Origin of the sequence: Paracoccus subflavus (genome assembly GCF_004310345.1) — a bacterium.
In the GTDB taxonomy this organism is placed as follows: domain Bacteria; phylum Pseudomonadota; class Alphaproteobacteria; order Rhodobacterales; family Rhodobacteraceae; genus Paracoccus; species Paracoccus subflavus.
Window position 1 is genome coordinate 79592 of the sequence record NZ_SISK01000009.1, and the last position, 25327, is coordinate 104918.

At 65.0% G+C, this 25327-nt stretch carries 27 protein-coding genes; 23 read left to right on the forward strand and 4 right to left on the reverse strand.

Features of this window, described 5'->3' with window-relative positions:
* Positions 1-113 precede the first annotated feature (113 nt).
* The 5 genes from EYE42_RS12245 to EYE42_RS12265 all read left to right on the forward strand — a co-directional run bounded on the left by EYE42_RS12245 (position 114) and on the right by EYE42_RS12265 (position 6807).
* Positions 114-374 (forward strand): spike base protein, RCAP_Rcc01079 family, encoded by a 261-nt coding sequence (locus EYE42_RS12245; protein ID WP_130991610.1) that lies wholly within the window; start codon positions 114-116, stop codon positions 372-374.
* Positions 371-1273, forward strand: coding sequence for a hypothetical protein (locus EYE42_RS12250; protein WP_130991611.1), 903 nt, complete (start codon positions 371-373; stop codon positions 1271-1273). Before EYE42_RS12245 ends, EYE42_RS12250 begins: the two co-directional genes overlap by 4 nt.
* Positions 1270-3999: a hypothetical protein gene (locus EYE42_RS12255; protein ID WP_130991612.1), complete on the forward strand. Its 2730-nt coding sequence runs from the start codon at positions 1270-1272 to the stop codon at positions 3997-3999. The genes EYE42_RS12250 and EYE42_RS12255 overlap by 4 nt, the downstream gene beginning before the upstream one ends.
* A 373-nt stretch (positions 4000-4372) precedes the next feature.
* Positions 4373-5827, forward strand: coding sequence for a hypothetical protein (locus tag EYE42_RS12260; RefSeq protein ID WP_130991613.1), 1455 nt, complete (start codon positions 4373-4375; stop codon positions 5825-5827).
* Positions 5824-6807, forward strand: coding sequence for a glycosyltransferase family 2 protein (locus tag EYE42_RS12265; RefSeq protein ID WP_130991614.1), 984 nt, complete (start codon positions 5824-5826; stop codon positions 6805-6807). The genes EYE42_RS12260 and EYE42_RS12265 overlap by 4 nt, the downstream gene beginning before the upstream one ends.
* Before the next feature lie 13 nt (positions 6808-6820).
* Here the strand turns inward: EYE42_RS12265 and EYE42_RS12270 are convergent, their stop codons facing one another.
* From EYE42_RS12270 to EYE42_RS12285, 4 genes are all read right to left on the reverse strand, one after another.
* Complete coding sequence (locus EYE42_RS12270; RefSeq protein WP_130991615.1) at positions 6821-8203, reverse strand: oligosaccharide flippase family protein; 1383 nt, start codon at positions 8201-8203, stop codon at positions 6821-6823.
* Between the two features lie 226 nt (positions 8204-8429).
* Positions 8430-9302: a CpsD/CapB family tyrosine-protein kinase gene (locus tag EYE42_RS12275; RefSeq protein ID WP_130991616.1), complete on the reverse strand. Its 873-nt coding sequence runs from the start codon at positions 9300-9302 to the stop codon at positions 8430-8432.
* A gap of 21 nt (positions 9303-9323) precedes the next feature.
* Entirely contained in the window at positions 9324-10844 is a 1521-nt protein-coding gene (locus EYE42_RS12280) for a GumC family protein (protein ID WP_130991617.1), read from the reverse strand.
* Positions 10841-11776: an ExeA family protein gene (locus EYE42_RS12285; protein ID WP_425466568.1), complete on the reverse strand. Its 936-nt coding sequence runs from the start codon at positions 11774-11776 to the stop codon at positions 10841-10843. Before EYE42_RS12285 ends, EYE42_RS12280 begins: the two co-directional genes overlap by 4 nt.
* A 409-nt stretch (positions 11777-12185) precedes the next feature.
* Between EYE42_RS12285 and EYE42_RS12290 the strand changes: the two genes are divergently transcribed.
* From EYE42_RS12290 to rplE, 18 genes are all read left to right on the forward strand, one after another.
* Positions 12186-12875: a sugar transferase gene (locus EYE42_RS12290; RefSeq protein ID WP_246020777.1), complete on the forward strand. Its 690-nt coding sequence runs from the start codon at positions 12186-12188 to the stop codon at positions 12873-12875.
* A gap of 72 nt (positions 12876-12947) precedes the next feature.
* Complete coding sequence (locus EYE42_RS12295; protein WP_130991619.1) at positions 12948-15542, forward strand: tetratricopeptide repeat protein; 2595 nt, start codon at positions 12948-12950, stop codon at positions 15540-15542.
* Positions 15543-15725: 183 nt separating this feature from the next.
* A complete protein-coding gene (locus tag EYE42_RS12300; protein ID WP_130991620.1) occupies positions 15726-16334 on the forward strand; it encodes a polysaccharide biosynthesis/export family protein in 609 nt (202 codons plus the stop codon).
* Positions 16335-16342: 8 nt separating this feature from the next.
* Positions 16343-17668 carry a PorV/PorQ family protein gene (locus EYE42_RS12305; RefSeq protein WP_130991621.1) on the forward strand — a complete coding sequence of 442 codons (1326 nt, stop codon included), beginning with the start codon at positions 16343-16345 and terminating at the stop codon, positions 17666-17668.
* A 293-nt stretch (positions 17669-17961) separates the two neighbouring features.
* Positions 17962-18270, forward strand: a complete 309-nt coding sequence (rpsJ, locus tag EYE42_RS12310; RefSeq protein ID WP_089386317.1) for a 30S ribosomal protein S10 — start codon at positions 17962-17964, stop codon at positions 18268-18270.
* Positions 18271-18280: 10 nt separating this feature from the next.
* Complete coding sequence (gene rplC, locus EYE42_RS12315; protein ID WP_130991688.1) at positions 18281-19177, forward strand: 50S ribosomal protein L3; 897 nt, start codon at positions 18281-18283, stop codon at positions 19175-19177.
* The gene (gene rplD / locus EYE42_RS12320; RefSeq protein WP_130991622.1) at positions 19177-19797 is read left to right on the forward strand and encodes a 50S ribosomal protein L4; all 621 of its coding nucleotides are present in this window, start codon (positions 19177-19179) and stop codon (positions 19795-19797) included. The genes rplC and rplD overlap by 1 nt, the downstream gene beginning before the upstream one ends.
* A complete protein-coding gene (locus tag EYE42_RS12325; RefSeq protein WP_130991623.1) occupies positions 19794-20090 on the forward strand; it encodes a 50S ribosomal protein L23 in 297 nt (98 codons plus the stop codon). The genes rplD and EYE42_RS12325 overlap by 4 nt, the downstream gene beginning before the upstream one ends.
* A gap of 96 nt (positions 20091-20186) precedes the next feature.
* Entirely contained in the window at positions 20187-21026 is an 840-nt protein-coding gene (gene rplB / locus EYE42_RS12330; protein ID WP_130991624.1) for a 50S ribosomal protein L2, read from the forward strand.
* Between the two features lie 3 nt (positions 21027-21029).
* Complete coding sequence (gene rpsS, locus EYE42_RS12335; protein ID WP_130991625.1) at positions 21030-21308, forward strand: 30S ribosomal protein S19; 279 nt, start codon at positions 21030-21032, stop codon at positions 21306-21308.
* Between the two features lie 5 nt (positions 21309-21313).
* Positions 21314-21694 (forward strand): 50S ribosomal protein L22, encoded by a 381-nt coding sequence (gene rplV, locus EYE42_RS12340; RefSeq protein ID WP_130991626.1) that lies wholly within the window; start codon positions 21314-21316, stop codon positions 21692-21694.
* A complete protein-coding gene (gene rpsC / locus EYE42_RS12345; protein ID WP_130991627.1) occupies positions 21694-22410 on the forward strand; it encodes a 30S ribosomal protein S3 in 717 nt (238 codons plus the stop codon). Before rplV ends, rpsC begins: the two co-directional genes overlap by 1 nt.
* 11 nt (positions 22411-22421) lie before the next feature.
* Complete coding sequence (gene rplP, locus EYE42_RS12350; RefSeq protein ID WP_126156001.1) at positions 22422-22835, forward strand: 50S ribosomal protein L16; 414 nt, start codon at positions 22422-22424, stop codon at positions 22833-22835.
* A gap of 709 nt (positions 22836-23544) precedes the next feature.
* Positions 23545-23751 (forward strand): 50S ribosomal protein L29, encoded by a 207-nt coding sequence (gene rpmC, locus EYE42_RS12355; protein ID WP_130991628.1) that lies wholly within the window; start codon positions 23545-23547, stop codon positions 23749-23751.
* An 11-nt stretch (positions 23752-23762) separates the two neighbouring features.
* Positions 23763-24008, forward strand: coding sequence for a 30S ribosomal protein S17 (gene rpsQ / locus EYE42_RS12360; RefSeq protein WP_130991629.1), 246 nt, complete (start codon positions 23763-23765; stop codon positions 24006-24008).
* 77 nt (positions 24009-24085) lie between these two features.
* A complete protein-coding gene (gene rplN, locus EYE42_RS12365) occupies positions 24086-24454 on the forward strand; it encodes a 50S ribosomal protein L14 (RefSeq protein WP_010400243.1) in 369 nt (122 codons plus the stop codon).
* Entirely contained in the window at positions 24454-24759 is a 306-nt protein-coding gene (rplX, locus tag EYE42_RS12370) for a 50S ribosomal protein L24 (protein ID WP_130991630.1), read from the forward strand. Before rplN ends, rplX begins: the two co-directional genes overlap by 1 nt.
* The gene (gene rplE, locus EYE42_RS12375; RefSeq protein ID WP_130991631.1) at positions 24759-25319 is read left to right on the forward strand and encodes a 50S ribosomal protein L5; all 561 of its coding nucleotides are present in this window, start codon (positions 24759-24761) and stop codon (positions 25317-25319) included. Before rplX ends, rplE begins: the two co-directional genes overlap by 1 nt.
* The last annotated feature ends 8 nt before the right edge of the window (positions 25320-25327 follow it).

Consider the following 25327-nt stretch of genomic DNA (forward strand, 5'->3'; position numbering starts at 1 on the left):
CGCGCTTGGTTAAACCCTTGTCAACACAAATCTATAGATGGTTGTCGGCGCCGAATTTCAACCGCGCCGTGCCGACCCGTTTCCTGGGCGGTCGGTCTCAAGAGGGGCCTTCCATGAACGATCCTTTCCGCAACCATGCCCCCGGGCTTGAAAGCCCGGCCGTCCGGTTGGTCAGCGTGACGCCGGATGATGCCGCCGATCTGGACTTTCCCACCCGCGCCATTGCCGTGGGCACCGAAGGACTGGTCCAACTGATCACGGTGGCGGGCGATACAGGCCAGATTTTCGTTGTTCCGGGCGCCCCCTTCCCCATCCGCGCGCGCCGCATCCTGGCCACCGGCACCACGGCCGCCAACATCGTGGCCCTCGCATGATGCTGCAGATCGGGGTGGGCTTTGCCCCCCAAACCCTTCGTGCGCTGCACAAGCAGCCCGCGCAGGGGCTGATGCTGGTCGTCATGGCCGACGATGTTCCCCAGGAGGTGATGGCGACCTCGATCATGCTCGACGTGGCGTCCTCGTCGGCCCATGCGGGCAGCTATCCGCTGTCGCTGGTGGATCTGGTGCGGGGGCCGGTATGCCTGGTGCCCCCGGTCATCCGGGAGGCAGATGGCGCGCTGTCGGTCGAGCCGGGCCTGTGGGCCTATGACGGTGCGCGGGGCGTGGCCTCCGTCACGCATCAGTGGATGGTCGACGGAGTTGTGGTGAGCGAGGCGACCGGCCTGTCCTTTGCGCCGGTGGCCGGGGTCCGGGCCCAGGACATCGTCGTGGCCGAGACGGTCCGCCAGAACGGCATCGAGACCACCGTCGTATCCGCGGCCTTTACGCTGCTTGCCATGGCCCAGCCCGAACCCGCCCGACTGAACGTCGCCAGCGATGCCACGCTGGAACTGATCGCCGATGGCGCGGGCATGGCCATGGTCGAGGTGATCGAGCCGCAGGTTTACGCCGGCCAGTACGCCATCGACCCGGCGCAGTTGGCGGATGGCCCGGTGTGGCTGGTGCCCGCCCGGATCGAGGGCGCAGGACTGGCGGGCAGCCGACTGAGCGTGCTGCATCGCGGTCTGGCGGTCGGCAACAGCGAGGCCGGACCGGTGACCATCGCAGGCGAGTGGCAGCGCAACGGCGTTTCCATCGCCGGTGCCACCGGGGAAACCTATGACGTCCAGTCCGCCGATGCGGGCGGCAGCATCGGTTTTGTGGAAATCGCAACAGACAGCCGCGGCGCGCGTCAGCAGTTGTCAAACGAAATCGTCATCGGAGGAACGTTGTGAAGATCGATTTCAACTTCGCGCCCGACACCAAGGTCACCCTGGCCGCGAACGGCCAGACCGAGAGCGTCGATCTCTGGTCTCGCGCCCACAAGCTGTTCGAAGGTCACGCGGGACGCGTCAACGTTTATGACGCGGCCATGTCGTCGCCGTCGGCAGGTCGCACGGTCTTGCGCAGCGACGGGCAGACGACCGTTGACCTGCTGGACCAGACCGGCCCGGTCGAGGTGTCGGTTGCGCTGGGCAACGACCGGACCGGCGTTATCCGCGCCGCCCCCCGCGCGCAGCAGCGGGGGATGCATTCGGGCCTGTTCTACTGGCTGGCGCAGGAGGCCGACGGGCGGTTCCGGATCGAGCCGGGCCGCAGGCACCGCAAGGTTTATGTCTCGGCCTCTGCGCAGGCGATGACGAAGGCTGCGATTGCCGCCCATGCGGGCGTGACCGAGACCACCGTCACCGCAGCCTGGCTGGCTGCACGGCCCCAGTATGGCGGGTCCGTGGCCATGCCCATCGCCATGGATGCCTTCAACCTGTTGAAGAACGCCCTGTGGGGCGGCGCGAAGGACGGCCGGTCGGACTGGGTGATGCTGGAACGCGGATACAGCTACAACATCGAATGGCCTGCCAACATCAAGGGCGAAAGCGAGTTGCATCCCATTGTGGTAGATGCCTGGGGGACCGGTTCCCGCCCGCATCTGGCAACCGGCGCGCAATGGATCAAGCCCGGTCCGCGCTTCATGGTCTGGCGTAACCTGCAGATCAGGAAGGCGCAGCCCTGGTATTCCTATGGCACGATCTTCGAGAACTGCCGCATGTCCGAGGAGGAGAACGACCTTTCGCGGTCGGGCATGATCACGCTGCGCGAGGTGGGCTTTCACGATATTTATCGCCATACCGTTGAGCCCGCCGGTGCGACCGAATGGGCGTCGCACCTGAACCGCAAGTCGGGGCTTTATGCGGCCGAGTTCTACAACCTGATGATCGACGGTTGCCTTTGCGACATGAATGGCTGGAAAGAGGGCTATGATCATGCCCGCGCGGCCACGATGCCGCATCCGCCCAGCATGTATTCCCACGGGTTCTATCTTCAGTACGGCTCGCAGGGCGTGCATGTGCGCGACAGCCTGTTCTCGCGCAATGCGTCCCAGGGGCTGCAGAACCGGTCGGGCGGCCAGTTCGAGCGCAACCTGTTTCTGGACAACAACATTGCGGCCGGGCTGCATTCCGGCACCAATCTGGGACCGATTCACCAGTTCAACAACGCCATCGACCTGGTTGCCTATGGCGCGGGCTACAAGCGGGTCAACGATTCGGAGGGCGGGTTCGACTGGGGATTTGACATCAGCGGCAAGATGACCGGCCAGATCGGCTGCATCGTGGCGCATCTGGCCGATCCCGAGAATCTGACCGAGGTTTCGACCAGGATCACGTCACGAACGCCCTATAACACCAACACGCTTTTCAGCGGCAACGACTGTCAGGTGTTCAATTGGGTGGGGAAACCCAACGAGCGTGTCGAGGGTCTGGATACGACCGTCTTGCAGCAGACCACCATCCAGCGGTTCGCCGGCACCAAGCTGGGCGTTGCGCGGGCAGCCCTCCCCGACTTCGTTGCCTACATGCGGGATGCCGCCGACGGCAACAGCATCGGACGCACCGTTCGCGAGGCCGTGCAATGGACCAAGGCCCGGTTCGGACAGCCGATCCTGGAACGGACCACGCCTGCCGATCTGTTCTTCCGGCCCGATCCGCGCACGGATGGGTTCCGCTGGGACAACCGCCTGAACTGGTCCACCGGGGATCTGCCGGGCCTGAACGTCGCCGACAGCGTCGATCTGGACGGGCACAGCCCCCTGTTCGGGACGCTGGACTGCGACATCGCGTCCCTGACCAGCGGCGGCGGCACCCTGGACGTGACTTCGGGCAGGCTGGCGCTGGGCGGGCTGGGCGATGGCCTGGACGCCACGGTGCGCTTGTCGGGGCAGCTCTGGCTTGGGGCAACATCGCAGCCCGTCACGATCCGCGCCAATGGCGGGCGACTGGCACTGACCGGAACTGTCTCGAACCTGGCGCTGGAGGCGCGCGGCAACGCCGAGGTTCTGCTTGGCCCCGATGCCACGGTGCCGGCCGGAAAGGCCCTTGTCGTCAGCGGGCAGCGCGTCATGGCCGGCTGGGACGGCACTGGCACCGCCACCCTGACCGTGGCCGGGATGCTGGAGTTCCGCGCGGGCATCGCAGTCGCCACTGCCGGGGCCGACTGGAGCCAGCAGGTCATGGACATGGGTCGGCGCATCCAGACCGCGACGGCCCAGGCCACCATCGCGGATTATGAGAACCGGGGCAGTAACACGCTGAACCGCACCTGGCTGACGGATCTGACCGGCACGCCGCAGGCAGGGGAAACCTTTGTCTATGGCATCGGTCTCACAGCCAACAACACCACAAACCTGGACGTTGAGAAGATCGCAACCGTGGGCGCGATCCTGTCGGCGGGCATCCCGATGCTGCGGGTGTTCCGCTCGGGCGCCATCGGTGACGGCCTGGCCGAGCCCACGGTCACGGTCTCGGTGGTCCTGGCTACCGGATCGCAGGTCGTGATCGGCCGGGCAGACCTGCTGGCCCCCGGCACCTACGACCTGACCGGGCCGGGCGTCACCGTCACCGACCAGGGCGCGATCCTGCCCGCGGGGGTGACAGTGACAGCGGGCAAACTGGTGCTGGTGTTGTAGACCGGCAAACGCCGGACCGGTCGGCCAAAAGACGGCGCCTTCGCATCAGCGCGAGGGCGCCGATTTCCGTTGCCGGCCATGTAACGAATACCGGCAGGGAAACCGGGGCCGAAGCGGGGAAACTGCGCAAAAGCCGCAGACTTTTACGACACACAGAAACAAGTCTTTCTCGTAATCGCCATTATCCTCTGGTAAAGGTCTTGCTGTCAAAAATGGCTTGCAAGAAACAACGCCAGGCGTACCAGACTGGCAGCAAGGGGCATTGCCGAACCTTTTCTATCGGGGCGCGACGAGACGGACGGGTTCGGACCAGCATGATGACAACAGCGATATATCGTGGCCTCGGTCGGCGGGGTGTGGCAGGAACCTGGCCATGATACCTATGCTTGCCATTCTGCTCTGGCCTGTCGTTGTCTTCTGGCTTTTTGCCACCCGGTCGCCCGCGGTGGCGGTTCTGGCAGCCATTGTGGGCGCCTATCTTCTGCTGCCGCGCAATTTTTCCATCGAATTGCCGGCCGTGCCCAGTCTGGACAAGGATTCGATTCCGGCCCTGACAGCCGTCCTTGCCGCCATGCTGATGATCCAGGGGCCGCGATTGCGGGGGCTAGCACCCGGCCTTGTACTGCCGGGATGGGTGCCCCGCAGCCGCATGGTGAGAATCCTGTTTGCCACGATGCTGTTCGGGGCGGTGGCCACCGTTCTGACCAACACCGACACGTTGCGATACGGCCCAACAACGCTGCCGGCCCTGCGGGTCTATGACGCGGCGTCGTTTCTGGGGATTTCGCTGTTCACGTTGTTGCCCTTTGTTCTGGCGCGCAAGTATCTGGCCCATCCCGACGCCCAGAGAGTGCTGCTGATGGGTCTGGTTGCCGCAGGAATCGCCTATTCGCTGCTGGCGCTCTATGAGGTGCGCTTTTCGCCGCAGCTCAGCCGGATGATCTATGGCTATTTCCCCCATGACTGGCGGCAGCACCTGAGGGCCGGCGGCTATCGTCCGGTGGTGTTTCTGTCCCACGGACTGTGGCTGGCGATTTTCTTTTGCAGTGCCTTCCTGGCGGCCATGGCGCTGTGGCGCAGCAGCACGGGCGCGATGCGGACGCGCTGGCTTGCGGCATCGGCCTGGCTTTTCCTGATCCTTGTTCTGTCCAAAGGGGTCGGCGCCCTGGCGATCGGATTGCTGCTGGGGGCGATGATCCTGTTCCTGCCGATCCGCTGGCAGGTCATCGGTGCCGCGATCATTGCCGGTTCGATCCTGACCTATCCGATGTTGCGGGGCGCCGGTCTGGTGCCGACCGACATGGCCCTGGACCTTGCCGGACAATACGACAGGGGGCGGGAGGCCTCGCTGCGGACCCGGTTCGATAACGAGGATCTGCTGCTGGCAAAGGCCAATCTGCGCCCAGCCTTCGGCTGGGGGGGCTGGGGACGCAACCGGATCTTTGACGAAAACGGCAACGACATCAGCATCACCGACGGACGCTGGATCATTGCGATTGGAGCTAAGGGGTGGATCGGCTATCTGGCCGAATTCGGTCTGCTGCTGCTGCCGATGATCTTTCTGGGCCTGCGATGGAAGCAGCTTGCCCTGACCCCGGTAACGGCCGGCCTGGGGCTGGCCCTGACCGCCAACATGATCGACCTGATCCCGAACGCGACGCTGACCCCGGTCACATGGCTTCTTGCGGGGGCGCTGGCGGGGCGTCTGGAACTGGGCCGGATCGCCGATACCGCGGGGGCGCCCCTGCCCGTGGGCCCCGATGTCCGGCGCAACGCCTATACCCGGCAGACCCGCCGCCACCCCCCGCAAGGAGTGCCCGCCGCATGACCGTCAGCAGCCGTCGGCATCCCGTGATCGACGCCGTCGCCATCGGCCGGAACGAGGGCGCGCGGCTGGTCCGGTGCCTGGACAGCCTTGATGCGGCCAGATTGCGCCATGTCGTGTATGTCGATTCGGGCTCGACCGACAACAGCATTGCCGAGGCTGCGGCGCGCGGTGCCATCGTGGTCCGGCTGGATCTGTCGCGGCCTTTCACCGCGGCACGGGCGCGCAATGCCGGGGCCGAGGCCCTGCCGCAGGGCGCCGACGCGCCCGATTTCATCCAGTTCATCGACGGCGACTGCACCCTGGAGCCGGGCTGGATTGCCCATGCCGCCGCCTTCCTCTGTGACACGTCGCAGGCCGCCGTGGCCTGCGGGCGATTGCGCGAGGTCGCCCCCGAGGCATCGGTCTATAACCGCCTGATGGATCACGAATGGAACACGCCCGTCGGTCAAACAAGGGCCTGCGGCGGGATCGCCCTGTTCCGGGCTGCCTGCTTTCGTTCAGCGGGGGGGTTCAATCCTGCCTTGATCGCCGGGGAAGAGCCGGAGCTCTGTCTCCGTCTCCGGCAGGCAGGCTGGCAGATCTGGCGATTGGACGCCGAGATGGCGCGCCATGACGCGGCTATGTACCGCTTTGGCCAGTGGTGGCGACGCGCCAGGCGCGGGGGCTATGCCTATGCGCTTGGGGCGGCCTTGCATGGAACCGGACCCGAGCGGCACAATGTCGCCCCGATCCGGCGGGCGTTGATCTGGGGGCTGGCCCTGCCGCTGCTGGCGATCCTGGGCGCTGTTCTGATCCATCCGCTGTTTCTGGCGGCGTTTCTGGCCTGGCCCCTGCAGATCCTGCGGCTGTGGCGGCGCGATGGGGACGGGACGCGCGCGGTGTTTCTGACGCTTGGCAAGATCCCCGAGGCCCTGGGCGTGATGGAATACGCCTTGCGTCGACTGCGCGGGGATAATGCCCGCCTGATCGAATACAAGTGATTTGCTGCGGACCTTACCGCGCAAAGACGGTCGTGGGCTGCCAACTGCCCGTTACCGCCGGGGCCAGCGCGCGGGACACGCGATAGAATTCGCTCAGCGCGTCCCAGTTCAGCCAGATCACCGCAACCGCGACGATGACGCTGGCCAGAAGGAACATCATGTCGCGGCCCAGATGCATGGCGTTGTAGCGCGCCACAAAAAGCTGCTGCAACGGATAGGTTCCCAGAAAGGCAACGCCTCGGGACAGCAGCACGCCAAAGATGCCAAACAGCCAGAAGCCCGCAATCAGACTGGCGATGTCTAGAACGGTCTGCGCCATCACCAGACGCGAGAACCGGCGCGAATCCCCTTCGGCCAGCAGCACCGACGAGCCGCCGACCATCACGGCCTTGGGCAGCAGGCACAGCGCCAGGATGACCAGCATTGGTCCCGCGGCCGCGTAGCGGTTGTCATACATCAGATCGACCAGCCAGATGCCCAGAAAGGCCATGATGCTGCACAGGATCATCTGTCCGCCGATCACCAGGTCGCGGGCCCGCCGGATCTTGGCAAGGCGGTCCGGTCCTTGCGTAGGCATCTTCTGGCGATACAGGGGAAACAGGATGCGATCCGCGATCCTGCCGCCCAGCATTCCGGGAAAGGCCGCCAGAAAGAAGGCGATGTTGTAGATACCCAGATCCGCCAGGCTGACCATCCGGCCCAGAAACAGCTTGTCGCCCTGAGCGGCCAGAAACGTTGCCATGGTGCTGAGAAAAATGAAGCGGCCGAAGTTCAGCAGGTCGTGGGCAGCCTCGCGGTTCCAGCGCAACCGGTTGCTGACGCCCGGCATCAGCCGGTGGCTGGTCCAGACGCTGATCGTGCTTGACACCAGGCCGCTGACCGCAAGTGCCCAGACCGAGGGCCAGATCAGGGCAAAGCCGATCATGCAGGACAGGCTGATCACCTGGATTGCCATGCCGATCACGGTCTGCCGGCCCAGCCGCAGGTTGCGGCTGGCAACGATCGGCTTTGTCGATGCAAACCCCCCGATCAGGGCATTCAGTCCCACCAGGGGCAGCAGCCACAGGATCTGATCCTCGCCATAAAATTGGGCGACGGGCCATGCCAGCGCACAGGAACCGAGCCACAGGATCACACCGCGGATAATCTGGATCGTCCAGGCGGTGTTGAGGAAGTCGGGATCCTCGCCCCGCTTGTTCTGGATGATCGACGGACGCAGCCCCATGTCGGAAAACATCTGCAGGCCGGTCGTGAAAGAGCCCACCAGCGCGATCAGGCCGAACGCTTCGGGAAACAGCAGCCGGGTCAGGATCAGGTTCGACACCAGCCGCATGATCTGCTGGAATGCAGTGCTGCCCAAGGTGATGGCGGTGCCGCGCAGCGCCAGGCTGCGCATGCTGTCCCCCGAAAAATGCTTCCACACGTCGCACCGGCCTTGCTGTCAGAACGCGGCCGCGGTGGACCGTGGCGACGGCATAAACCGATCCGGCGGCCCCGTCACGGGGGGCGACGCCTAAAATGTGGTGGAACAACCTTACAGGCGGGAAAATCCAGGCCCAAAGCAGCCCCGGAACCGGATCAGCGGCAGGAAAGCCGGCCTGCCTGCGCGCGCCCCGGCCGGGTCACTGGCCCCCCTCGGCATCGACCTTGCCGTCGCCATAGCGATAGCCGTTCAGCACCACGCCCAGGATATTGGTATATTCGCCCACCTCGCGTTCGCAACTGTCCAGGTCGCCATAGCGGGTCTCGTCGGCGCGGGCCAGGATCAGGGCGCAGTCCACATGCTGCAGGAACGCCCGCGCGTCGTCGCCGATCAGGATCGACGGCAGGTCGAAGATCAGGAGGTCGGGGGCATAGTCGGCCTGAATCCGCGCCAAGGTGTCGCGGGTCGTTCCGGCCATCAGCAGCCTGGTGGGGTCCATCTGCGGTTCGCCCGACAGGACCAACGCCAGGTTCGGCCCGAGCCGGTGCCCGTGTTCCGCCATGCTGCGCTCCCCGCTCAGCAGCGGCGCGATCGACGGTGGTTGCGGCAGTCCCAGCTTTTCGGCCACCGCGGGCGCGCGCAGATCGAAATCGAACAGCATCGACCGCAGTTCGGGCTGCCGGCCAAGCGCCAGGGCCAGGTTCACCGCCGTTGTGGTCTTGCCGCAGCTGGGCAACGGCGAGGTGACGGCCAGCCTCCGCCATCCGTTCTGGCGCATCTGGTACAGGATCTTGGTGCGCAGCACGTCGAAGGGGGTCGATTCCAGCGAGGCGCTTTGCGACAGGATGCGCGACCGGATCAGGGTCGCCTGATCCAGTTCGACCGGCGGCAGGGCCTGCCACAGGGCGTCCGTGCCCATGGGCGGATGGGCCGGGGCCCGTCCTTCGGCGGGTTGGGTCGATGTGACGGACAGGGCCTGCGGGGCCGGGGCTTGCGGCGCCGAAGCGATGTCGCCGCGCTCGGCCTCGCGCTTCTTGCGCGCGATCTCGATGGCGGCTTGCAGCTTTTCCATGCGTGGGCTTCCTTTGTGGCCTTATCCCAGACCCAGGCGGGTGACGATCTTCTGCGCCAGGATGTCCAGCGGCATGTACTGGGTATGCAGGGCCCACAAGCCCAGCGGAATGACGATCAACACGGCCAGGATCGCCGACAGCCGATAGATGCGGCGGCGGCGACGCTCGGCCCGGCCCTCGATAAAGGGAATCACGGCCAGCGGGGTGATCTGGAACCGCGACCGCAACTCGGCCGGGCGACGGACGGCGTTGTTCAAAAGCTCCATCAGGGCAAAGAACCCGCCCGCCAGCGCCATGCCCAGGGCAATTCCCGCCAGCGCGATCTTCTGGCGGTTGGGCCCCGAGGGACGGCTGGGGACGCTGGCCGCCTCGATCACGGTGATGCGCTGGCCCTGGGACGAGGTTTCCACCCGTTCGATCTGCCGGGCCTGATCCAGGCTGGCCACGGCGGCATTGTAGCGGGCCTGGATGTTCTGCTGGTCGCGTTCCAGCGACCCGAGCGCGATGGCATTGGCGGCCGTCGCGCTGATCGAGGCGGCCAGCGCCTCCAATTCGGCATAGGCCTGGGTGCGTTCGTTTTCCAGCGTCGCCACGCGGCTGTCGATCTGCGACAGGTTCACGTCGAGCAGCGAATTGCCGGTGCTGTCGCCGTCCTCGGAGGGGCCCTGCGCCTGAATCGAGCTCTCGACATTGGCGATGCGGCTGCGCAGGGCGCGCACGCGGGGGCTGTCCTCGGCATAAACCCCCAGGACCGAGTTCAATTCGGACTGAAGGGCCGCCAGTTGCTGCTGTTCGGGGGTCTGGGGCGCGGCGGTGGCCTGGATGCTGCCGGTCTGTTCGAACAGGCGCACCATTTCCGTCCGCTGCGCCTGAAGCACAGCCAGATCGCTGTCAAGCCGGGCCACCCGTTCCTGAAGCAGCGACTGGCGGCTTTGGCGGTATTCCAGGTTCTCGGGCAGGGCGTCGCTGTTGGCGCGCTTGAATTCCAGGATCAGCGCATTCTGCCGGTCCAGATCCTGGGCCAGACGATCGACCTCCTGCTGGAAGAAGGCCAGGCGGTTTTCGGCCACGCCCACGCGGTTGCGGGTGTTCGTGCCCAGGATCAGCGTGGTGTATTCGTTGACCACGGCCGCAGCCGTGCGCGGATTTTCCGAGGTGAAGCCGACCTGCATCATGGTCGCCTCGTCCCGTCCGCCGGACCGGGTGACGCGGGTATCGCTGCGCATCAGGGCGATGCGTTCGTCCACCGTCAACGTGCTGTCCTCGCCGAACACGTTCAGCTTGTTGGCCACGTCGATCAGGTTGGCGCGGGTCAGCAACTGCTGTTCGATGACCTGAAGCATCTCGGAGGCCGAGTCGGTGGTGGTTTCGCGTCCGTCCAGGATGCGGGGGTTTTCCACCAGCAGCCGGGCCGAAGCCGAATAGGTGGATGGGGCACGGATCGCCCAGACCGCGCCGAATGCCGAGCAGATGATCAGCAGCGCCAGCATCACCGGCAGGCGCCGCATCAGAAGGGACCAGTAGAAGCGAAGGTCGATCATGTCGCGTCCCGCTTGACCTCTTGCTCATGGGCCAGAACCAGCCTTGCGGGGCGGTCGGCCATGGGGGGAACGCCCGCGGGGGATTCGGGCGGGGTGGGTTCGGCGGCGGTCAGGATCAGGCCGTCGCGCAGCAATTCATCGACGATGTCCACGCCCACCACGCGGCGGCCCGAGGCAGCGCCATAGACCAGTGCCAGATCGGCGATCTTGTTGATCATCCGCGGCACGCCCCGCGCTTCGTGATGGATGCGGGTGCAGGCGGCGGCGTCGATCTCGAACCCGGTGCCGCCGGCCTTTTGCAGGCGGTGGTGGACATAGGCGGCCGAGGTTTCGGCATCGAAGCTGCCCAGATGAAAGGTGGCGCTGACCCGCTGGGCGAATTGGCGCAGTTCGGGGCGGGTGATGATGTCGCGCAGTTCGGGCTGTCCCAGCAGGATCAGTTGCAGCAGTTCGTCCGTGCCCGAGTTGATGTTGGTCAGCATCCGCAGTTCTTCCAGCGTTTCGGCGCCCAGGTTCTGCGCCTCGTCGAAGATCAGAACCACCAGCCGGCCGGCGGCGTATTCGGACAGAACGAAATCCTGGAAGGTCTGGAACATGTCCACATAATCGGCGCCCGGCGGGGTGCCGATGTCGAAGGCATTGAGAATCCAGCGCAGCAGATCGCCCCGGTCGCCCCTGGCGTTGGAGATGAGCCCCACCCGCGTGTCGGAATCGACCCGTCTCAGCAAGGCCTGGATCAGGGTGGTCTTGCCCGCCCCCACCTCGCCCGTGACGACCGTCAGGGGCGCGCGGGTCATGAGCCCGTATTCCAGAACGGCAAAAGCCTTGCGATGCCGGTCCGACCAGAACAGCATCTGCGGGTCCGGCAGGATCGAGAACGGACGAACCGTGAAGCCGTAATGGTCTAGATAGAACTGGCTCAAACGGAACACACCCCGGAAAACGCTTGGGATCGCTATACCCCTGCGCGCCGGACTTTGCCAGTCTGACAACCGTGCCAGACGGCCGAACTGCATAAAAGTGAAGCCACCGCTGCGAATCGGACCGGCAGCAAACGGAAATCGCCCGGTGCCGGCAGGGTCTCGCGCTGCGGGGCAGTGCCGGGACATTCCTGCATCCTGAAGGCGCACGATGCAAGCATCCGTGCCGGAAAGCCGGTTGCTCGCGCAAAGTTTTAATCAATTTTTAATCTAAGTGTTCTGATCGACGAAACCTCATGCTACCCTTTGGTCGTTGTGCGTCGCGGTACCCGGACAGGGGTTGTGCTGTCCGGTTTGCCGGAACGGCCGTTCGCCCCGCCGCATGACCACGTTTCATGGTGTGTCCTCGATGGAGGGACTGTTGACGATCAATTCGCGCATGACCGATTTCAATCCCGACATGGTGGTCCCGGAACTGGGGCGGGGCGACACCAGGGACGGATTGGGCTTTTATCGGAACGGGGCCAAGCGGTCCGTCGAGACGCTGCTGGTTCTGCTGACCGCGCCCGTGACCTTTCCGCTGATTCTTCTTCTGGCGTTGCTGATCGCCTGTGACGGGGGCAATCCGTTCTTCGTGCAGAAGCGTCTTGGCCGGAACCGGCAGGTGTTCTGCATCTGGAAGCTGCGCACCATGGTCGTGGGCGCCGAGCGCCGTCTTCAGGCCCACCTGGACAGCGACCCCGAGGCGCGCCGCCAGTGGAACAGCACCCAGAAGCTGAAGCGCGATCCCCGCATCACCCGGATCGGATGGCTTCTGCGCAAGACCTCGCTGGACGAGCTACCGCAGCTTCTGAACGTGCTGAACGGCACCATGTCGCTGGTCGGCCCGCGCCCCATGATGATCGGCCAGCGGCATCTGTATCACGGCCGGGCCTATTACCGGCTGCGTCCGGGGATCACCGGTTTGTGGCAGATCTCGGCAAGAAACGAGTCGGAATTTGTTGCAAGGGTGCGCTATGATGAGCATTATCACCGCGACCTGTCCGGATGGCTGGATCTGAAGATTCTGGCGCGAACGGTTGTGGTGGTTCTGCGCGGCACCGGATACTGAGGTCGCGTCCCTTCCGTTGCGGGCTGTCAGAAGGCAGCCGGCGGCGCCCAACGCGACGAGACCCTTTCGATCATGACTTTCGACGTTTCCTTCCGCGCCGACCCCGTCCGTCGGGGCAAGCGCCTCTTGCTTTCCACGGTTCTGGTCGCGGGGCTTGGCCTGTCACTTGCGGGATGCAAGTCAACGGCCGAAAAGGCGGACGAGTATTACCAGTCTGGCTTGCAACTGCTTGACCAGGGCGACACGGACCGGGCCATCGTCCAGTTCCGCAACGTCTTCGACCTTGACGGCACTCACTACGAGGCCCGCAAGGCCCTGGCCGAGGTTCACCGCCAGCGGGGCGAGACCAGCCAGGCCTACAGCCAGTATCTGCGCCTGGCCGAGCAATATCCCGACGACCTGCCGGTGCGGATCGCGCTGGCGCGCATGGCCTTTGACGCCCAGCAGGGCGACGAGTTCGAGCGTCACGCCACCCGCGCCGTCGAAATCGCCCCCCAGGACATCGAGGTCCAGGTTCTGGACCTGACCCGCCAGTTCCGCGCCGCCACCCAGGCCGAGGACGCGGACGAGCGCGCCCGACTGGCCGAGGAGGCGGTCCGGCTGGCCGCGGAACGTCCCGACGATCCCCTGCTGATCGGCATCCTTCTGGACCGGGCGGCATCCTCGGGCGATCTGGACGAGGCCGACCGGCTGACCGCGCGCCTGCTGGAGCTGCAGCCCGACAATCCGCAGCGCTATATGCAGCGGCTGGCCCTGCTGGCAGAGCGGCAGGACAACCCCGCCATCGAGGCGCATCTGCGCGCCACCATCGAGCAGTTTCCCGAAAACACCCAGGCCAAGGCGGATCTGGTCCGATTCTACATGTCCCAGGGCCAGCCCGAAAAGGCCGAGGATTTCCTGCGCGAACTGGCCGCCGCCGCGCCCCCTGACAATCCCGCCCCCGGCGCCGATCTGGTCCGCTTTGTCGAATTGCAGCGCGGCGTCGATGCCGCGCGGGCCGAAGTAGACCGCATCATTGCCGAAGGTGGCGATCCCGTGCTGTTCCGCACCCTGCGCGCGGGCTATGATTTCCAGGCCGGCAAGCGCAACGAGGCGATTGCCGAGATCCGGGCCGTCCTCGAGGGCGTGACGGAACCCACCGACGCATCGCGCGACGTGCGCGTACAGCTTGCCCGGATGCTGGTGGAAACCGGCGATGCGGCGGGCGCCCGCCAGCAGGTCGATGAGGTGCTGGCCGAGAATGCCGGCCATCCTGGCGCGCTCAAGCTGAAATCGGCCTGGGATATCCAGACCGACCGGGTGGACGATGCCGTCCTGTCGCTGCGCGCCGTTCTGGATCAGGCCCCGGAGGATGCCGAGGCGCTGAGCCTGATGGCCGATGCCTATGAACGGGCGGGCGAGCCGGATCTGGCGCGCGACTATCTGTCGCAGGCGGCCGCCGCATCCGGCAATGCCCCTGGCGAAACCCTGCGGCTGGTTTCTCGGCTTGCCGCCGAGGAACGCTGGCGTCCGGCCGAGGATGCCCTGCTGCCCGCACTGCGCCAGGCGCCCGACAATCTGGCCCTGCTTCAGGCGCTTGGGCAGGTCTATCTGGGAATGCCCGACATGCCGCGCGCCGAGGGCGTGATCACCCGCCTGCGCGAGATCGGCACCCCCGAGGCCAGTTCAGCGGCCGACCGGCTGGAACTGGGCCGTCTGGCCAGCCAGGAGGGCGAGGCCGCGGCGCTTGCCTATCTCGAACAGCAGGCCACGGCGGCAGAGGCCGATACCGGCGCCAAGCTGGGCCTGATCCGCGCGCAACTGGCGACCGGACAGACCGCCGCCGCCCTGACGATCGCCCGCGACATGGTTGCGGCCGATCCCGAGAGCCGTCCGGCCCGCATGGCTCTGGGTCTTGCCCAGGCGGCCAATGCCGACCTGCCCGCCGCGCGCGACCAGTTCCAGGCGCTGGTCGCCGAACAGCCCGACGATCCGGCCCCGCATCTGGCGCTGATCCGGCTGGCGGCGCAGGAAGGCGACCTGCCCGGCGCCCTGGCGCTGAACGACCAGGCCCTTGCCGCCGCCCCGGACAACCCGGACCTGCTGTGGAGCAAGGCCGGACTGGTCGAGCGCATGGGCGACATCGACGCGGCCATCGCGATCTATGAACAGCTTTACGCCCGTGATTCGGCTTCGATCATCGTGGCGAACAACCTGGCCAGCCTTCTGGCCACCTGGAAGTCCGAGGATCCGGCGGCGGTGGCCCGTGCCACGGCGGTCGCGCGGCGCCTGAACGACACCACCGTGCCCGCCTTCATGGACACCTATGGCTGGATCCAGCATCTGAACGGCGACAGCCAGGCGGCGCTGCCCTATCTGGAAGGGGCGGCGCAGGGGTTGCCCGGCGATCCGATCGTGCAACTGCACCTGGGCATCGTTCAGGCTGCGGTCGGCAAGAACGACGCTGCCCGCGCACAGTTGCAAAAAGGTCTGGACATGCTGCCGGAAGGGCAGGAAGGACAGTCGGTCACCGCGGCCCGAGAGGTTCTGGCCCGCCTTGAAAACCCCGCTCCGGCCGATGCCGCCGCGCCGAACCCTGTGCCGAACCCGGCGCCCGATGACGCCGCCGCGGTGCCTGACGCGGAACCGGCCCCGGACCCCGCGCCGGCTGCCGAGGGAACGAACTGACGACAGCCCGCCTGCCGCCCTGGCCGGGCGGGCCGTCATCCCGGCCTGTGATCCTGGGGTGACAGACCCGAAAAGTTTTCGCGCCCGGTCAACTTTCGGGCAATGACATTATGGTAACGAGTAGATCCGCACGGCAGAATGGCCCAAGGGCACGCCGTTCGGCACTGACAAGGGGATTGATCCATGACCATGCTGATGCGTTTCATTCTGGCCGCTCTGCTGGCCCTGCCGCTGGGCTTGGGCCAGGCGGCACAGGCGCAGGAATACCGAATCCAGACCGGCGACCGCCTGATGATCGAGGTGCTGGAGGACGCGTCCTTGAACCGCACGGTTTCGGTCCTGCCGGGCGGCACCATCAACTTTCCCTATGCGGGCAGCATCCGGGTGGCGGGCCTGTCGCCCACGGCGGTCAGCAACAGCATCAGCCAGTCGCTGTCCGGCGTCCTGGCCTCGCCTCCGACGGTGTTCGTGACGGCGATGCCGCTGGAAATGCCGCTGACCCAGACCGAACCCGAACAGGATGTGGTCAACATCTATATCATGGGTGAGGCCAGTTCCCCCGGACCCAAGGCGGTCGTGCCCGGAACCACCTTTCTGCAGGCGCTGTCGCAGGCAGGCGGGCTGACGCCCTTTGCCGCGACCAAGCGCATCCAGTTGCGCCGTGCCACGATGCCGGGTCAGGTCATCACCGTGAACTATGCCGCCATCATGCGCGGGGCGGGCATGAACCTGGACCCCGTGCTGGTCGAGGGCGACGTGATCATCGTGCCCGAGCGTGGCCTGTTCGAATGATTGCAGCGATGCGGCAGTGCCGGACGGCGGCGGGTCTGGCAGGGCTTCTGGCTCTGCTTCCCCTTGCGGCCAGCGGGCAGGATGACGATGCCCTGGCCCCCGAGGCCCGGCTGACGGTGGGTCAGCAGATCGCGGTCGAGGACGGCAATCTGATCGGCATCACACCCCTGGATCTGTCGCTGCGCACCGGCACCCGCGCCCAGACGCTGCAAATCACCCTGTCGGCCCCGTTCCGCCTGAACGATCCGCAAGAAAGCCGCAGCTTTGCCCTGGGCGATCCTCTGGCGCGGCTGCTGTACCGCCGGGGCGCCCGCAATTCCGCCATCGAGGCCGAATTCGGCTATCGCGAGACCGATCTGGAACGCGAGATTTTCTTCGACGACCTGTCCAACGAATTTCTGGTCGTGGATGGCGGGCGGGTGGCCCAGACGGACGCGCGCATGACCTATGTGTTCGGCACCCAGGCGCCGCTGGGCGGGGAATTGGGCCTGTTCTGGGTCCGGCGCGACTATAGCGGCACCACCTCGCCCGATCTCACGGACAGCGAAACCCGCCGGGCCAACCTGGCCATCTATCTGGAGCCGACCCCTCTGATCCGGGGCCGCATCGTGGCTGGTTCCAGCCGCACCGAGGAGGACGACGGGTCGGAAAGCCGGTCGGACCGGATCGGCGTGGGCGCCGCGATGCAGGTGGACAAGGTCACGAACCTGGACGTGGAGCTGGCCCGCACCAACATCCGCCGCGATGAGCCGAACGGCAACGAGACGGCCGAGGGGCCGTCGATCCGCCTGGGGCTGACCCGGTCGCGGCCCCTGGGCGACTGGTCGCTGTCCTTTGCGTCGGACCCCGGAACGGCGGGTCGCCGCGAGAACCTGACGGTCGGCCGCAGCCTGGACCTGCGCCGCTTTACGCTGTCGGGCCAGGTCGGCGTGACACGCTTCAACGGCAACTACGATCCGGTCTTCCAGATCGCCTATCGCCAGCAGGTCAACCGCCTGTCCACCGTTCAGGCGTCCCTGCGCCGCGCCGGTGTCACCGACAACGACGGCGACGAGGCGCTGAGCACGGACCTGTCCGCAAGCGTCAGCAGGCAGTTGTCCGAGGTGTCCAGCATCGGCGCCAACATCCGCTATCGCGAGAGCGAGGTGCAGTCGGGCGACAGCCTGGACGCGCGGTCGGTGTCGTTCGGGCTGGACTACAGCCGCGCCCTGCCGGCCGATTTCGCGCTGGTGGCGGGCGCCAACATCATCCGCAGCAAGAACAGCAACGGCACGCGCGAAGACGAGGAGCGCGTCTATCTGGGCGTGAACCGCAGCTTCGATTTCCTGCGCTGACCGCCTGCGCTGACCGTCAGGGGCGGACGCCGGAGGGTTCCGCGGCCGCAGGGCGGTGTCAGCACGGAACGACGGTTGTCGTGCGGAAATCCGGCCGGATCGAATGCGGCACAGGTTGACGCGGCAGGCCAAACCGGTCATAAGCCCGCATCGCCAGCCGATCTTCGGAATCGGTCGCAGGCGCAGGGGCCGCCCGCCAAGGGGCGGCCTTGCCCTTTCTATACGGTCCGACGCTGGCGCCACATGGGGTGTCGTCAGCCTCTCGACTGGAACTCCCCGCCAGAGGGACGACGATGCAAAGTCAGAATATCCGCATCCGGCTGAAGGCCTTCGATTATCGGGTGCTGGAAGCCAGCACCCAGGAAATCGTGAACACGGCCAAGCGCACCGGCGCAACCGTTCGCGGCCCGATTCCGCTGCCGAACAAGATCGAGAAATTCACCGTTCTGCGCGGCCCGCACATCGACAAGAAGTCGCGCGACCAGTGGGAAATCCGCACGCACAAGCGTCTGCTGGACATCGTCGATCCGACGCCGCAGACCGTTGACGCCCTCATGAAGCTCGATCTCGCCGCCGGCGTGGATGTCGAGATCAAGGTGTAAGGAGGGGATGATGCTGCGTACTGGTGTTATCGCCAAGAAACTGGGCATGACCCGGCTGTTCCTGGACGACGGCCGTCAGGTTCCCGTGACCGTCCTGCAACTGGACAGCCTGCAGGTCGTCGATCAGCGCACCGCCGCGCGCGACGGCTATACCGCCGTGCAACTGGGCGCCGGTGAAGCCAAGGCCAAGCGCACGACCGCCGCGCTGCGCGGCCATTTCGCCAAGGCCAGTGTTGCGCCCAAGCGCAAGATCGCGGAATTCCGCGTCGCCGAAGAAAACCTGATCAATGTGGGCGAAGAAATCACCGCTGACCACTATTTCGCGGGTCAGTATGTGGACATCGCCGGCACCTCGATCGGCAAGGGCTTTGCGGGCGCGATGAAGCGCCACAACTTCGGCGGTCTGCGCGCCTCGCACGGCGTGTCGATCAGCCACCGCTCGCACGGCTCGACCGGCCAGTGCCAGGACCCCGGCAAGGTGTTCAAGGGCAAGAAGATGGCCGGCCATCTGGGTGCCGTCCGCGTGACGACCCAGAACCTGCAGGTTGTGCGCACCGATGCCGACCGTGGCCTGATCATGGTCAAGGGCTCGGTTCCCGGCTCCAAGGGTGGCTGGGTCACGATCAAGGATGCCGTGAAAAAGGCGACGCCCGAGAACGTGATCTATCCCGCCGCGCTGAAGTCCGCCGCCGAGGAGGCCCGTCGCCTGGCCGAAGCCGCCGCCGCCGAGGCCGCCGCCGCCGAGGAAGCCGCGCGCGAGGCCGCCGCCGCCGAGGCTGCCGCCGCCGAGGAAGCCGCATTGGCCGAAGCGCAGGCTGCGATCGCTGCCGACAAGGAAGCTGCCGATCCCAATGCGGACAAGGCTGCCGACGGTGACACCGCTGCCGCGCCCGAAGGAGACAAGTGATGAAACTTGATGTGATCAAGCTGGATTCCGGCGTCGCCGGGTCGATCGAGCTGGCCGACGATATCTTCGGGCTGGAGCCGCGTGGCGACATCCTGCAGCGGGTCGTCCGCTGGCAGCGCGCCAAGGCGCAGGCCGGAACCCATTCGGTTCTGGGCAAGTCGGACGTCAGCTATTCGACCAAGAAGATCTATCGCCAGAAGGGCACCGGCGGCGCCCGCCACGGGTCCCGCAAGGCGCCGACCTTCCGTCATGGCGGCACCTACAAGGGGCCGACCCCGCGCTCGCACGCCTTTGACCTGCCCAAGAAGGTGCGGGCCCTGGGTCTGCGTCATGCGCTGTCGGCCAAGGCCAATGCGGGCGAACTGGTGATCGTCGAGGATCTGAACCTGGGCGATGCCAAGACCGCAGCGGTCGCCAAGGCCGTCAAGGAAAACGGCTGGAAGCGCGTGCTGGTGATCGACGGGACCGAGGTCAACGAAGGCTTCGCCCGCGCCGCCCGCAACATCGAAGGCGTGGACATCCTGCCGTCGATGGGCGCCAATGTGTATGACATCCTCAGGCGCGACACGCTGGTGATCACGCGCTCGGGTGTCGAAGCTCTGGAGGCTCGGTTGAAATGAGCGCGAAAGCTGAACATTACGACGTGATCGTCAAGCCGATCATCACCGAGAAAGCCACCATGACGTCCGAAAACAACGGCGTGGTCTTTCAGGTGTCCAAGGACGCCAACAAGCCGCAGATCAAGCAGGCGGTCGAGGCGCTGTTCGGCGTCAAGGTGAAGGCGATCAACACCACCATCACCAAGGGCAAGCAAAAGCGTTTCCGGGGCCAGCTTGGCCGCCGCAGCGACGTGAAGAAGGCCTATGTGACGCTGGAGCCGGGCAACACCATCGACGTGTCCACCGGACTCTGATAACAGGCGCGAATCCGCGGCCTCGGGTTGAACCGGGGCCGCGATCTTTTGACGACAACGGACCACACCTGGTCCAAAGCAACGGAAGACAGAAAGATGGCATTGAAGTCGTACAAACCGACGACGCCTGGCCAGCGCGGGCTGGTTCTGATCGACCGTTCGGAGCTTTGGAAAGGTCGCCCGGTCAAGGCCCTCACCGAAGGCCTGACCAAGAACGGCGGTCGGAACAACACCGGACGGATCACCATGCGCCGCAAGGGCGGCGGGGCAAAGCGCCTGTATCGCATCGTCGATTTCCGGCGCACCAAGTTCGACATGGCCGCGACGGTGGAACGGATCGAATACGATCCCAACCGCACCGCGTTCATTGCGCTGATCGCCTATGACGACGGCGAGCGCGCCTATATCATCGCGCCGCAGCGCCTGGCCGTGGGCGACAAGGTGATCGCCGGCGCCAAGGTGGACGTGAAGCCCGGCAACGCCATGCCGTTCAGCGGGATGCCGATCGGCACGATCGTCCACAACGTCGAACTGAAGCCCGGCAAGGGCGGACAGATCGCCCGTTCGGCGGGCACCTATGCCCAGTTCGTTGGCCGCGACGGCGGCTATGCCCAGATCCGCCTGTCCTCGGGCGAGCTGCGTCTGGTGCGGCAGGAATGCATGGCGACCATCGGCGCCGTGTCGAACGCCGATCATTCGAACCAGAACCTGGGCAAGGCCGGGCGCAACCGTCACAAGGGCATTCGTCCCAGCGTGCGCGGCGTCGCCATGAATCCGATCGACCACCCGCATGGCGGCGGCGAGGGCCGCACCTCGGGCGGCCGCACGCCGGTCACGCCCTGGGGCAAGGACACCAAGGGCAAGAAGACCCGCAGCAACAAGGCGACCGACAAGTACATCTTGCGCTCGCGTCACGCGAAGAAGAAGGGCCGCTGATCCATGGCACGTTCTATCTGGAAGGGCCCCTTTGTTGACGCCTATGTGCTCAAGAAAGCGGAAAAGGCCCGCGACTCGGGGAAATCCGATGTCATCAAGATCTGGTCGCGTCGTTCGACCATCCTGCCGCAATTCGTCGGCCTGACCTTTGGCGTCTACAACGGGCAGAAGCACATTCCCGTTGCCGTGTCCGAGGAAATGATCGGCCAGAAATTCGGTGAATATTCGCCCACCCGGACCTATTACGGTCACGCGGCGGACAAGAAAGCCAAGAGGAAGTAATCGTCATGGGTAAGGAAAACAATCCGCGCCGCGTGGCGGAGAACGAGGCGTTCGCGAAGACCAAGATGCTTCGCACCTCGCCGCAGAAGCTGAATCTGGTCGCGCAACTGATCCGCGGCAAGAAGGTGGACAAGGCCCTGGCCGACCTGACCTTCTCGCACAAGCGGATCGCGGGCGACGTGAAGAAGTGCCTGCAATCGGCGATTGCCAATGCCGAGAACAACCATAACCTGGACGTCGACAACCTGGTCGTCGCCGAGGCCTGGGTCGGCAAGAACCTGGTGATGAAGCGCGGCCGTCCGCGGGCGCGGGGCCGGTATGGCAAGATCATGAAGCCGTTTTCGGAAATCACCATCAAGGTGCGCCAAGTCGAGGAGCAAGCGTAATGGGTCAGAAGGTCAATCCGATCGGCATGCGCCTCCAGGTCAACCGCACCTGGGACAGCCGCTGGTACGCCGACGACAAGGACTATGGCAACCTGCTGCTGGAAGACCTGAAGATCCGGGACTTCATCAAGACGGAAGCCAAGCAGGCCGGCATCAGCCGCGTCATCATCGAGCGTCCGCACCGCAAGTGCCGGGTGACGATCCATGCCGCGCGTCCGGGCGTGATCATCGGCAAGAAGGGCGCCGATATCGAGGTGCTGCGCACCAAGCTGGCGAACTTCACCAAGTCGGAAGTTCACCTGAACATCGTCGAGGTCCGCAAGCCGGAAGTCGATGCCGCCCTGGTGGCGGAATCGATCGCCCAGCAGCTTGAGCGTCGGGTGTCGTTCCGCCGCGCCATGAAGCGCGCGGTGCAGAATGCGATGCGCATGGGCGCCCTGGGCATCCGGGTGAACGTGGCGGGCCGCCTTGGCGGTGCCGAGATCGCGCGGACCGAATGGTATCGCGAGGGGCGGGTGCCGCTGCACACGCTGCGCGCCGACATCGACTATGCGCTGGCCGAAGCCACGACCCCTTACGGGATCATCGGGGTGAAGACCTGGATCTTCAAGGGCGAGATCATGGAGCATGACCCCCAGGCCCGCGACCGCAAGGCCGCCGAGGCTCAGGAAGGTCCGGCCCCCCGTGGTCCGCGCCGTGACCGCGACGCGCGTTAAGGAGCTGAATCATGCTGCAACCGAAACGGACCAAGTTCCGCAAACAGCACAAGGGCCGGATCCACGGTGAAGCCAAGGGCGGTTTCGCCCTGAACTTCGGCTCCTTCGCGCTGAAGGCCACCGAGCCCGAGCGGGTGACCGCCCGCCAGATCGAGGCGGCCCGCCGCGCGATCACCCGCCACATGAAGCGTCAGGGCCGCGTCTGGATCCGGATTTTCCCGGACGTGCCGGTTTCCTCGAAGCCCACCGAAGTGCGGATGGGCAAGGGCAAAGGTTCGGTCGATTTCTGGGCCGCGCGCGTCCATCCCGGCCGGATCATGTTCGAGATCGACGGCGTGTCCGACGAGATCGCGCGCGAGGCCCTGCGCCTGGGCGCCAACAAGCTGCCGGTGCTGACCCGCATCGTGGCGCGCGAAGACTGGTAAGGCTGCACCAATTATAGTCGAAAGGCCCTCGGAGGTAGTCCGGGGGCCTTTCTCTATGCGCTTTAGTCAAGTCGTATAATTTTGCTGGAGTTAGCTGTCGTCGTCATCAGTTTCCTCCTCAGTGTTTGAGGGAACTGAAAAGAAAGCTTTAAAAATTTCAGATGGGGGACGCCGATACTTACGTACGACGTCAACTTCGATGCAGGGAAAGAGGTCATCCAGATCAATGATGACCAAACCAAGGCTAAGAGCTTCTTCCTGTAGCCGCAATACCGTTGAGTTGTGCAGCCTTTTTGTATCGAGAGCCGCTTTGACTTGCTCGCGTGTAAGGCAAAATCTACCGCGCTCCTTTCCGCGAAAACTAGCCTCGTATACGTCTCTCCAAAGTGTCTCAGCTACTTCTCTAATTTTCTCATCTGTAACTTGAGGCATCCTGATCTCCAGATTTGTAAGATCGATCTATAAGGGCCTATACCTGATCTGTTAGTAGGGTGTCAACAAAAAATTGGTCCTGAGATCAAATAAACGTATCTATGGGTCAATACTCCCGTAGAAGATAGTGTTCTGACCTCGGTCGCCTGAGCTGGTGTAAATACTTGCAACCTGTCAGAAATACCCGTATAAGCCGGCCTTCATCACGAAACTCCACCGGGAATCAGGGTGGCCCTGCGATGCAGGGGCTCTCCGGTGATGTTGAAAGGAAAGCGCCATGAAAGCGCAGGATCTGACGTCAAAGACGCCCGACCAGTTGAAGGATCAGCTTGTCGCGCTGAAGAAGGAGGCCTTCAGCCTCCGCTTCCGGCAGGCCACCGGCCAGTTGGAAAGCACCGCCCGGATGCGCGAGGTGCGCCGCGACGTGGCCCGTGTGAAGACCATTCTGAACCAGAAGGCGGCCGATGCCGCCGCAGCGAACTGAGGAGCGGTTTCATGCCCAAACGCATCCTGCAAGGCCGTGTCACCAGCGACAAGAACGAACAGACCATCACCGTTCTGGTCGAGCGCCGCTTCAAGCATCCGCTGCTGCACAAGATCGTTCGCTCGTCCAAGAAATACCGGGCGCATGACGCGAACAACCAGTTCAAGATGGGTGACGAGGTTCGCATCGTCGAATGCGCCCCCATCTCGAAGACGAAACGCTGGACTGTCCTGACGGACGAAGCGGTTTCCGCGTAAGTCCATTATCACAGATCAGACCATGATCGAAACCCTGGGGCCGCGCGTGGCGGTCCCCAAAGGTCGGGAGAAACCAAATGATCCAGATGCAGACCAATCTGGATGTCGCTGACAACTCGGGCGCACGCCGGGTTCAGTGCATCAAGGTCCTGGGTGGTTCGCACCGTCGCTATGCGTCGGTGGGCGACATCATTGTCGTGTCCGTCAAGGAAGCCATCCCTCGGGGCCGGGTGAAGAAGGGCGACGTCCGCAAGGCCGTCGTCGTTCGCACCGCCAAGGAAGTGAAGCGCGAGGACGGAACCTCGATCCGCTTCGACCGCAACGCCGCCGTCATCCTGAACAACCAGGGCGAGCCGGTCGGCACCCGTATCTTCGGGCCGGTCGTGCGCGAGCTGCGCGCCAAGAACTTCATGAAGATCATCTCGCTTGCGCCGGAGGTGCTGTGATGGCTGCCAAGCTGAAAAAGGGCGACAAGGTCGTCGTGCTGGCCGGCAAGGACAAGGGCAAGCAGGGCGAAATCACCGCCGTCATGCCCAAGGACAACAAGGCGGTCGTTGACGGCATCAACGTCGCGATCCGTCACCAGCGCCAGACCCAGACCACCCAGGGCGGCCGCACGCCCAAGGCGATGCCGATCGACCTGTCGAACCTGGCGCTGATGGATGCCAATGGCAAACCGACCCGCGTCGGCTTCCGCATGGAAGGCGACAAGAAGGTCCGTTTTGCCAAGACCACCGGAGACGTGATCTGATGCTGGACGCAAGCAAATACACACCGCGCCTGAAGTCGGTCTATCGCGAGACGATCCGGCCCGCCCTCAGGGAGGAATTCGGCTACAAGAACGACATGCAGATCCCGCGTCTGGACAAGATCGTCCTGAACATGGGCATCGGCGAGGCCGTGAAGGACACCAAGAAGGTCAAGCAGGGCGCCGAGGAGCTGTCGCTGATCGCCGGCCAGAAGGCCGTCATCACCAAGGCCAAGAACTCGATCGCGGGCTTTCGCGTGCGCGAGGAAATGCCCCTGGGCGCCAAGGTCACGCTGCGCGGCGACCGGATGTTCGAATTCCTGGACCGGCTGATCAACGTGGCCCTGCCGCGCGTGCGCGACTTTCGTGGCGTGAAGGGCACCTCGTTCGACGGCCGCGGCAACTATGCCATGGGCCTGAAGGAACACATCGTGTTTCCGGAAATCAACTTCGACAAGGTCGACGAAGTTCTGGGAATGGACATCATCATCTGCACCACCGCGCCGACCGACGCGGAAGCGAAAGCGCTGTTGAAGCATTTCAACATGCCCTTCAATAGCTGATCGCGGAG